This window comes from Streptomyces sp. NPDC101165, from assembly GCF_044768135.1.
In the GTDB taxonomy this organism is placed as follows: Bacteria; Actinomycetota; Actinomycetes; order Streptomycetales; family Streptomycetaceae; genus Streptomyces.
Genome location: NZ_JBIWPG010000047.1, coordinates 1 through 10,527, shown reverse-complemented (window position 1 = coordinate 10,527; position 10,527 = coordinate 1). Strand labels below are relative to the sequence as shown.

At 67.9% G+C, this 10,527-nt stretch carries 8 protein-coding genes; 3 read left to right on the top strand and 5 right to left on the bottom strand.

Annotation, left to right across the window (positions count from 1 at the left end):
- The first annotated feature begins 368 nt into the window (after nucleotides 1-368).
- Nucleotides 369-845: a hypothetical protein gene (locus tag ACIRVH_RS46300; RefSeq protein WP_403967122.1), complete on the top strand. Its 477-nt coding sequence runs from the start codon at nucleotides 369-371 to the stop codon at nucleotides 843-845.
- Between the two features lie 26 nt (nucleotides 846-871).
- Here ACIRVH_RS46300 and ACIRVH_RS46295 read toward each other — a convergent pair whose 3' ends face one another.
- Entirely contained in the window at nucleotides 872-1,768 is an 897-nt protein-coding gene (locus tag ACIRVH_RS46295) for a LysR family transcriptional regulator (protein ID WP_403967119.1), read from the bottom strand.
- Between the two features lie 83 nt (nucleotides 1,769-1,851).
- On the opposite strand from ACIRVH_RS46295, the gene ACIRVH_RS46290 reads away from it, so the two are divergent.
- On the top strand, nucleotides 1,852-3,012 hold the full coding sequence (locus ACIRVH_RS46290; RefSeq protein WP_403967116.1) for a serine hydrolase domain-containing protein: 1,161 nt from the start codon (nucleotides 1,852-1,854) through the stop codon (nucleotides 3,010-3,012).
- 1 nt (nucleotide 3,013) lies between these two features.
- Entirely contained in the window at nucleotides 3,014-4,438 is a 1,425-nt protein-coding gene (locus ACIRVH_RS46285) for a purine-cytosine permease family protein (protein ID WP_403967113.1), read from the top strand.
- Between the two features lie 1,058 nt (nucleotides 4,439-5,496).
- Here the strand turns inward: ACIRVH_RS46285 and ACIRVH_RS46280 are convergent.
- The 4 genes from ACIRVH_RS46280 to ACIRVH_RS46265 form a co-directional block, all read right to left on the bottom strand.
- Complete coding sequence (locus ACIRVH_RS46280) at nucleotides 5,497-5,757, bottom strand: hypothetical protein (protein ID WP_403967110.1); 261 nt, start codon at nucleotides 5,755-5,757, stop codon at nucleotides 5,497-5,499.
- Nucleotides 5,758-6,053: 296 nt separating this feature from the next.
- Nucleotides 6,054-6,506 carry a transposase family protein gene (locus tag ACIRVH_RS46275; RefSeq protein ID WP_403967107.1) on the bottom strand — a complete coding sequence of 151 codons (453 nt, stop codon included), beginning with the start codon at nucleotides 6,504-6,506 and terminating at the stop codon, nucleotides 6,054-6,056.
- Nucleotides 6,507-6,652: 146 nt separating this feature from the next.
- Nucleotides 6,653-9,520: a YncE family protein gene (locus tag ACIRVH_RS46270; protein ID WP_403967104.1), complete on the bottom strand. Its 2,868-nt coding sequence runs from the start codon at nucleotides 9,518-9,520 to the stop codon at nucleotides 6,653-6,655.
- A gap of 315 nt (nucleotides 9,521-9,835) precedes the next feature.
- A partial coding sequence (locus tag ACIRVH_RS46265) for a transposase family protein (RefSeq protein WP_403967101.1) occupies nucleotides 9,836-10,527 on the bottom strand: 692 nt, incomplete at its 5' end.

The window sequence follows — 10,527 nt, the reverse complement described above, 5'->3', positions numbered from 1 at the left end:
CGGCTGACCCCCGTCGAATTCGAGACCGTCATGACCACACCGGCCCTCCAGGCCGCGTGACCGAACCTGTCACCCGAACCTGCAGCAGACCCCTTTTAGGGCGCGGGCGAGAGTATCGCTGGGGGCATTGGTCAGGGCGTCAACGACGTTGGTCGGGCAGCTATGGCATCGTCAGTGCCTACATCAGGAAGAAGACCGGAGTCCAGAGCAAGGTAAGGCCAGCGACCGGATTCAGTCTGCTACGCAAGCGCGTATTGCTGGCCACCTGATCGACTGCCTGACTCTCGGTGATAGGAATTCCTTCACGAAACGATGATGAGGGGGCGAAGAACAGCGTGGACGCAGTAGTAGCGATCAGCTTGATCCGCATGGCCGCTGCAGACCTGCCGATGGCGCCCTGGCAACGTCCCTCGGACGCCTATCTGGTCCAGCTGGGCCTGGACGCTTTGATGGCCGACGTTGAGGCTCCCTCGCTTCCCCTGCTGGCTGGGCTCGCGCGCGGTGAATACCCCCAGGCCCGCGACATGTTCGACCTTGTGCTGAAGGAATTGGGTCTGCTGCCGCTGGCCTCGGAAGATCTGGCCAAGGCGCGGTGGATCGCGGCCCGTTGGTGGGCGGGCCAGATCCTTGCACACCAGCTCGATCCCATACACGGAGCCAAACTGATCTATCAGGAAGCTGCAGCCGAACTCGACTACCCCGCCGCACTGCAACCCATCGTTGACCTGGCGAGAAACATCGACCTGCTGAGCGATCAGCCACCGGAACAGCAGCACATCGACCAGGTCACATCCGCAGCGCGAGACTTTCTCGCCACAGACACGCACCTAACCAACAGCCTTTGAAGCCGACTACGCCGAAGCCCTGCACCTCAGATCGCTTCGGCCTCGGGGCGGACGACCTGCTCGGCAAAGGTGCCCAGTCGCGTGGCCAACTGCTCGAGCGCCGCGGCCGCGTAGTGGTCGGGGCTCCAGCATGCGTGGATGGGGAGTTGGACGGGAGTTCCATCGGTATCGAGGACGAGCACGGGACGGGTGCCGAACCGAGGCAACTCGGTCCCGATCGCGACGCCGCGCCGCCCTGCCGCCAGGGCGTGGCGCATCTGTTCCCATGGGACCTCGGTGCGGCGTTGATACCGGAGTCGGGCCGCGATGACAGCTGCGTCGAGAACGGTGCGCGTCGGGTCCGTTCGGCCCGGAAGGAGGAGCGGCTGGTCCATCAGCTCGTCCAGCGTGACGCTGCTGTCGTGGGCCCAGGGGTGGCCCGGGTTGACGTAGGCGTGGAGCGGCACGCGGGTGAGGTGTTGCCAGGCAAGGCCGCCTGCGGGGGGCATGTTCGCGGCGATGCCGAAGTCGTGCCCGGCGGCGACCGCCTCGTGCACCTCGTCGCCGAGGACCGAGACGACGGCGATGAACGGGTCGTCGTCGTCGAGGGTGGCGACGAACGGAGCGAGGACGTAGTCCAGCGTGGTGGGGGCGGCCACGCAGGAGATCCGGGTCAGCTGTCCGTCGGCCAGCTGTCCCGCGACCGTCGTCAGCCGGTCGGCCCGGGTGAGCAGGTCGTGCGCCACGTCGAGCGTGTGGCGGCCCGCGTCGGTGAGGGACAGCCGATGGCCGTTGCGGCGGAAGAGCGTGACGCCAAGGTCACGTTCCAAGCGTTGGATCTGGCGGGACACGGCGGGCTGGGCGATGTGCAGGTGGTCGGCGGCGGCTGTGACGGTACCGAGTTGCGCGACAGTCAGAAAGCAGCGCAGGTGGCGTAGCTCCATGCCTCATCATGCCGAAACGGCATGATGATGGGTAGTGGTTAGGTCTTGGACAGGAGTAGGTAGCCGGGATCAGCATCTCCTCCATGGCTTCCTGCGACGTCTCGTCCGACAACTGGCTCACCCCACCTCATCACCGACTCGGTCTGCACCGGGTCGAGGATGTGGTCCCCTGCACGTCCATTACTCGCGGTGTGGCGCCGGTACGCGTCCTCGTGCCCGCGAGTGAGCTCTTGGACTGGGACCTTCTGACCGTGCCGGGCCCCGAAGGGCGACCGATCAGCGCAGAGGAGTTCCTCGCTCGCACGCACACCGACGGCATCCTCGTGCTGCGTGGCGACACGATCCTCGCAGAACGGTACTTCGGTGGGTTCACCTCCACGTCTCGCCACATCGTGATGTCCATCTCGAAGTCGTTCGCCGGCATGCTGGCCGGAGTGCTGGCCGCCGCCGACCTCCTCGACCTCCAGGCGGCCGTCCCGAGTTACGTCCCGGAGCTGGCGGCGGGTTCCTACGCCGAAGCGACCGTGGGGCAGCTGCTCGACATGACCGCGGCGCCGTACTACGACATGTCGTACCTGGAGCCCACCGCCGAGGTTCACGCGGGCGACCGCGCTGCCGGATGGCGGCTGCGGCAGCCCGAGGACGTGGTCGGCATCCGGCCGTTCCTGGCCCAGTTGCGCGGCGCCGGCCGGCACGGCGTCGGCTTCCAGTACTGCTCGGGGACCACCGACGTCCTCGCGTGGGTGCTCGAACGCGCCGGCGGCGCGGGCTACGGCGAGCTGATGCGGCGACATCTGTGGTCGTGGATCGGCGCCGAGGACGACGCCTTCATCACGGTCGACGACCACGGAACGCCGTATGCGTGTGCCGGGATGGGGATGCGACTGCGCGATCTCGCGCGATTCGGGCGCCTGGTTCTCGACGACGGGTGGCGCGAGGGCACACCGGTGGTGCCGGCCGACTGGATCGCGCGGACGCGCCGCGGAGGGCACTTCGCGACCACGGCCGAGTCCGACGCGGCGGCGGGTGGCACCTACAAGAACCAGTGGTGGATCCCGGGCGACGACCACGGGTCCTTCTACGGTGTCGGCATCTTCGGCCAGTACCTCTGGCTCGACCCGCAGGCCGACGTCGTCATCGCGAAGTTCTCCGCCACTGGCCAGCCGGTCGCCGACACCCCCGCTCACCTGGACGCGCTGGGCGCCATCGCCCGTGCGGCCGCCCTGACCCCGCAGGAGGCATGAGATGGGCCGCAACCGATCACACGGCGAGTCGATAGAGCACCACTCGATCGACTACGTCCCGCCGGAGGAACGCTACGGCAAGCCGTGGCACCTGTTCACGGTCTGGTTCTCCAGCAACGTGCAGATCACCGGGTTCGTCACCGGCGTCCTGGCGGTCACCCTCGGACTCGACCTTCCCTGGGCCGTCGCCACCATCCTGATCGGCAACCTCGTCGGTGCCGTGTTCATGGCCTACCACTCGATCCAGGGTCCCCGTCTGGGCGTGCCGCAGATGATCCAGAGCCGTGCGCAGTTCGGATTCCTCGGCACGCTGCTGCCGGTCGTGATCGTCCTGTGCATGTACATCGGATTCGGCATCGAGGGTGGCGTCATCACCGGGCAGGCCTTCGCGAACTGGGCCGACATCTCGTTCACCTGGTCGGTGATCATTCAGGGCACGGTCCCGGCGGTCATCGCGATCGTCGGGTACAAGGTCATCCACCTGTCGACCCGGGTGGTCAGCGTGGTCTCGGGGCTGCTGTTCCTCGCCCTCACGATCGCGTTGGCCCGTCACTTGCCGGAGCACCTGCCGAGCAGCCCGACTCCGTCGTTCGGCACCGTCCTGCTCGTCATATCGATCTTCGTCTCGTGGCAGCTGACCTGGGCACCGTACGTCTCGGACTACTCGCGCTACCTCCCCGAGGACACCCCGTCGCGGACCACGTTCCTGTGGACCTACGCCGGCTCGGCACTCGGCTCCTCGTGGGTGATGATCCTCGGCGCGTTCGCCGCCACGATCAGCGCCGCGGCGGTGGGCGACGACGCCATCGGCATGCTCAGTCGGCAGATCCCGGCGCTCAGCCCGGCCATCCTGCTCGCCATCGTCATCGGCATCGTCCCTGCCGGCGTGTACGGCTACTACGGCATGTACCTCACCGCGATCAGCGCCTTCTCGGCCAAGGGCCACGGCTCGGCGACGCCGCTGGTGCGCGCCGTCTTCATCGTGGTGAGCGCCGCGCTCACGATCGCAGCCACTCTCATGGCAAGCGGCCACATACTGAGCACTGTCGAGAACATCACGTTGTTCCTGCTGTACCTGCTGGTGCCGTGGACCGCCATCAACCTCACCGACTACTACGTCGTACGGCGCGGCCACTACAAGGTCGGCGAACTCTTCCGGCCTCGGGGCGAGTACGGCTTGGTGAACTGGCCAGCCGTCCTTGTCTACCTGATCGCCATCGCAGCACAGATCCCCTTCATCAGCAGCAGCCTCTACACCGGGCCGCTGGTCGACCACCTGGACGGCGCCGACATCTCCTGGATCGTCGGCCTGCTGGTGGCGACGGTGCTGTACCTGGCCTGTACGCGGCGTACCCGAGAGGTCGCGCAACCCGTCGGCGCGCGAGCATCGGCGCCCGACTCGGACGTGCCGCTTTCGGTTGACTGAGCGTCCAAGGTCTGGCGCGGCATCAACGCCTCGAGGCCACGAACGTGCCGCTCCTTGCCCGCGGCCGGATCGGCGACCACGTCCCGTACGCCGACGCCGACGGCGACGCGGTCGCAGTGCCGAGCCTGCCACAGCTCGTCGGTGCTCAGCTCACGCTGCACCTCCAGCACAGGGCTCCAGGAGCGAGGGTCGGACGTGGAACTTCTGCAGCGTCACCTCCAGTCTCCAGACCCCGACCGCTACATCAACCAGGAGTCACTTGAACTGCCGGCGGGGCTGATGGGCAGACCCGTAGCGTCGGGGTGACGAGAACCTGCATGGCACTTGATCGGCTAGCAGATCGCTCAGTGCGGTTCACCGCGAGGCGGCGAGAGGCGTCGGCCTACGCAGGAGGGTTGTGGCCGACATTCCTGCTGCAGCCCCTCCGCCACGGCTGGCTGCTTACCGGGTAAGCACCCTTCGGCTTCCGACTGGACTCGCTCTTCTGCTTGGCTCGCTGCGCGAGTGTCTCTTCTGCAGCACTCTGCTGCTGTTCGGGCAGCTTGATGGTCAGCGGCCTCAACACCGCCAACGCCCTCGCCCTGGCCGTCACCGCATGGGGCGGGGCGCTGCGATCCGCCCCCTACTCAAGTAGGCGCAGGACGGGGGCTTTCCACACACTCTGAAGGCCCTCGCCGTATTTCGGCGAGGGCCTTCAGAGTGTGCACTGGCCACAAGAGTGCCGCAGCTAGTTCAGAGAAGCCGACGTGCAGGCGTCCGGCCTGGCGGTTGATCCAGTAGACGGCGATGAGTCCTGCGACCGACGCGGATCGGACAACCTCGCTGTCGGGGTCGCGGGCGTTGAAGGGCGGGAATGACCACGGATCGCGGCCGGCGATATCCAGGACGTCCCGGAGCATCTCGCGGGCATGGTCGGGCAACTCGCCCCGGCTGCACAGAACCTGACGGACGCGTGCCTGGAGGGCCAAGGCGAGGCGGCAGTGCAGGATCCCATCAGGGGCTTGCGCGCAGCGTTCTACGGGCAGGACCCGCAGCCGTCGGCGCCGTGATCCCCGTCGTCAGAAGTGGGGCTGGTCGGCGCCGCCGCTCGTGTTGTCGTAGGCGTTGACGTAGGCGAGCCGGATCCACGCGGGCCGGGTCATCGACAAGGTGCACAGCCGGATCTCGCTCTCCTGGCCCTCAGCGGGCCGTGTTAGTGCGCGTCCAGGGCCGCGGTGAGAACCCCTGGCGGGGGTCAACCAGCCAGTGTCACCGACGGCGGCCAGGCGATCCTGGACGTTGACCACGTCGAACGGATCGCTGAGGGCGGCCGTGACCACCCATCTCAGATGGTCGCCCCTGTGCCCCAACTGCCACGCGGTGAAGGAACGCGGCGTGGCCCGCGCAGCCCTGCGTTACGTCTTCTGGATGTCGCCAGGCACGGGCACAACCTGTGGCATGTCGGATCCGTCAGCTGGCCTTGACGCCCTCGACATGTGGCTGAGGGCTTGCACCTATGCCAGCCGTGTCCTGGATTTCGGCCACGGCGCCGTAGACGCAGGATCAACGGCTGGAGGCCTTTGGTGCTTGGCTCAGCGACCGGCCGGAAGAACGAGCTGAACGCCGCCTTCCAGCGCTACACCGGCACCCTCGTTGACGTCATGCGGTTTGGGCCGCACCTGGACCTGCGGAAGATCCGCCAGGACTTCAGGCGCGCGACGCCGAGTTCGACCGGTGCTCGTGCCGCGGACAAGGCCCGGTTGACGGTCTCCTCGGTCAGGGTGAGTTCCTGCAGGGGCCTGCGTTTGATGCCCGTACGCACTCGGCGGCCGCCGTCTTGGTAGGCGAGTTCGGCCAGGATGGGACGCCCTGGCGCTCGCAGATGCGGATGATCCGGTGGGTGCGGGCAGCAGTCAGGTCGTGAGTGCGGCCCGGCGACGCGGGTGAGAGCCACGGCAACCGGCCGCCCGGATCGGAGACCACCTGCACGTTCACCCCCGTGCCGGCGGTGGTTGTGGGAGTAGTCGGCCCGTCCGTCACCGGCCCGGTCACACTCGGCGAGAGTGCCGTCCAGCAGGGCGAAGTCCACCTCGGCCTCGCGCAGGACCTTCAGTAGACAACGAAGACCCCCGAGCAGCGTGGTCGAGATGGTCAGACGTCTCGATCAACAGCTCGGGGGCCTCTCTCGTTGCGCTTCGTGGACCGTCACCTGATCGGTGGCCAGCTCGAGGAGGCTCAGTGAAGCCGGGTGATCCGGCCCGACTCATACGCCACGACCACGGCTCCGTCGCGTTGGACGAGCAGGGCGAGGAACGAAGCGTCCGGCATGGGGATGCGCCGCAGGGTTCCGTCGGGTCGTACCACCGTGACCCGTTCCATGCCCTGCACGGCCAGCCATGCCCCGTTACCTGAGACGAGAGCGTTCTGGTTGCTCAACAGCAGCCGCCCTCCCGTAGCCCTCCCGTCCGTTCGTGCCCCGGCAGCCTGCAGTACATGAGCCAGTGCCGAGCGCACCCAGACCTGTTTGCCCCGGGTGGCCAGTTGAAGGGGCCCCCGGGGGACGCTCAGCCGAGCCACCGGGCGCAGGTCGGCCGGGGCGAGTTCGACCACCTGATCGCGTTGAACGAGGCTGACGAAAATGCGGCCGTCGGCCTCGGCTATGCCGTAAGGGGCACCCGCGAGGGACTTCCCTCCCACCGTTCGGCCGTTCTCTGCAGCGAGGGCATAGACCTTGCCGACGGCGGGTGATGTGACCACCACCCGGTCTTTGACAAGTACGAAGGCACGCGCGCCGCCGCCGACGGGTCGCGTCCAAGAGGTGTGCCCGGTCTTCAGGTCCACCCGGCCGACATGGCCCGCCTCTATGGACAGGTAGTACGCGGCGTCGCCATGGACGATGACCTGATCCATGTAGTCGTCCACACGCGCGACGTTGTACCCGGTGTGCTGGTCGAAAGCCAACCGCGACAGGAGGTGGCCGCCCACCACCGCGAAGTCAGCGTCGGACACCTCGTCCTGGGTGATGCCCGTCACGGGGGCGATGTATCTCACGGAATCCGAGTGGAGATCGGTCGAAGTACCGAACGCCAGCGCGAAGACCGCGGGGACGGCGCTTGCGACAACCCAAGGCCATACCCGCCAAAACCGACGCCACCACGGACGGAACACGGGGGCCTCGCCATGCGCGTGGATCTGCACCGGCGGCTTCGGCCGCGTCGCGAGGGCGGGCTGCCGGCCTGGTTCGGCCCCGCCTCCCCGTGCCTGCGCAAGGTAGGCGTCCACGGCTTCGCGGACATCGGCCGGCAGCTCTCGCCCGGTGTCGGTCACGGCCGACGCGGCGATCTCGATGGCGGCCTCATAGCTGACGTCATTCGGTGCCCGACCGACGATGACCACCGGGGAGCCGAAGGGGAGGGTGACGGCCAGGATCTCGGTACCGGCACGGGCTCGGTCCAGCACATGCCACTCGATACCCAACGCGTGACCGAGCACCGCCAGTCGCAGACGCTGTTCGCTGCGGCGGGTTGGAGGCAGCAGGAAGAGAGTACGTCCCAGCGCTCCGGCCGCCCTGATCTGACGGATCTCCCACAGTAGGGACTCGGAGCGGCCGACCGTCACGCAGATGAGCTGCGACTGAGCGATCAGTCCTCGGACCCCATCCTTCCAGTCGTCCATCGAGAAACTGCGCCGTGCCGCGCCCAGGGGCGGTGGCAGCTTCTCCCCCACCTGGCTGAGAGCCTGCACGGGCCCGTGCACCGCCAGGGCGGCGGCCGCGACCTCTTCGAACCGCTCGAAGCGACGCATACAGAGCCGCTCGATGACGGATGCACGGTCCAGGCGGCGCGCCCGGAGAGTGCGCCGGTCATCGGCGAAGGATCGCAGCATGAGAGTGGGCGGGCGATGGTCCCGCTCGACCTGCTGCCGCAGGTACCGCATACCCAGGCGCCGTACCAGGATGAACGGCACAAGCGCGATCAGTACGACGATCACGCCCAGCACCCGGATGAGGGTTCCGAGTCCGGTGGCCACGTAGTCCGACGAACCCGGGCTGACCCCCATCGCCTGCATGTCCGAACCGAGCACCACCAGAAGGACTCCCCCGCTGGCGATCGCCGCCGTGAGAAGCGCGCCCACCCCGGCGAGAATCCTTCCGCGTCCCTGGAAGACGGCGGGCCTCCATCTGTCGGAATGGCGTCTGCGCAGCAGCCACTCAACGGCCAGAACGCCCGCCACCGCTGAGACGGCGACAGCCACGGTGGCCCACACTCCGAGATAGAGCGTCTCGGTGAGGCGCACGGCCCAGGCGTACACACAGAAGCGGACCAGGACCGCTGCCGTGCCGCCGGCCAATCGCAGGTTCACGAGTCGGTCCACGCGGAAGACTCCGTCGCCGCGCGGCCGACTGAAGAACGACCGCAGGCGACGCCAGCTGGCGGGGTCACGCAGGAGAGCCAGTAGGCCCAGCAGCAGGGGCAGGGCGATGGTCGCGCTCATGGCCTCCGCGTCGAGCGCGACACGCGTGTCGGTGTCGCGCAGACTTCCCGCGGGCAGGTCGGGCAGCGCCGTCACACGAGGCTGCTGCTTTCGGACAAGAGAACTGAGCATCTCCTGGGCGGACTTGGGGGCTTGGGCTCGACTGGTCTGTACGAGAAAGACCACGGCCGTACGCCCGCGCACCAACACCGCGCAGGCGGAGGCGTATTCGCCGCGTTGTCTGATGAACCCGGCTCGGTCGGCAGCCGGAACGTGGAAGTCGCGCGTCGGTGAGCAGGACTGTTTCGCCTGCGTCCGGGCGTAGGAGGCCTGGCGCATCTCAAGGGCGCGGACCCGGGCCTCGTCCTTGTAGTCGGTGGATTCCCAGGTGCGCTGCCAGGCCCCCACAACGGTCAGACGCCGGAAGTCGGCCCGCAACCGGCCGGTTCCGACGAACAGCCCCGTGTCCGGAGGACCGTCCTGCGTGGGGAGCCAGAGACCACGCCCGACCGAGGACAGGTCCTGAGTGGCAAGCAGCCGCTGCTCGACAGCGGGAACGGAGTAGGGCGGAACAACCAGCTTGACGGGCGGTGCCAGCACCTGGCGATGCCATAAGACCGCCATGGCCATGAGGACGAGTGCAAGTAGCGACAGCGCTCTCCAGGCAGCCCAACGCACACGATACGGCCACATGTCGCGCCCCCCCATTGGACCCGGCTCGTCAGAGCCTCCGGCAGTGAGAGGACTTTGCCAGCATCGCCGGCGCTCTGGCAGCACAGTCCAGGAAATCCATCGAAAGCAGGTAATCCGCCATGGGGCAAAAGAGTCATATACCTCCATTTCACCGTCTTGCGGCTCCGGGTGGTCCGGGGCGACCTGGCACCGACCGGCCGCCTCCTCCCCGCTCCATTCGCCCTCGTGGCGGGCGGCGGTCAATGAGGTCTTTCAGTGTTGCCGCTCCAGAGTGAGGACGGCTGCTGCGATTGACGTCATTCGATTCGGGCTGCACCGGGATCTGCGGAAGATGCGCCAGGACTTCAGACGGGCGACTCCACGCTCGACCGGGGCCCGCGCCCTCGACAGCGCCCGGTTGACGGTCTGTTGGGTGAGCGTCAGTTCGCCTCCCGCAGGCCGTCTGGCCGGTGTGGTCACCCACGCGCCGGCACCGATGTAGGCGCGATCGGCGAGGATCGGCACTCCTTGGCGCTCGCAGATCCTGATGATCCGGTGGGCACGGGCCGCGGTCAGGTCGTGGCAGCGCCCCGGCAGGGCCGGAGACAGCCACAGCACCTGACCGTGGGGATCGGTGACCACCTGCACGTTCACCCCGTGCCGGCGGTGCTTGGCCGAGTAGTCGGCCCGGCCGTCGCCGAGGCGGTCGCACTCGGCCAGGGTGCCGTCGAGCAGGACAAACTCGGGTTCCGCCTCGCGCAGAGCACGCAGCAGACCCGGGGCACGGCCGGCCAGCAGCTCGATGATTGCGCTGGTGTAGGCGTGCGCGGTGCCGACCGAGATGCCGAACCCAGCGGCGATCTGTGCGAGGGGCTCGTGCTTGCGCAGGTACACCAGAGCGACCAGGGCACGCTGGTGCGGTGGGAGCTTGCAGCGGCGGTCACCCTCGCGGGTGACGATGAGCA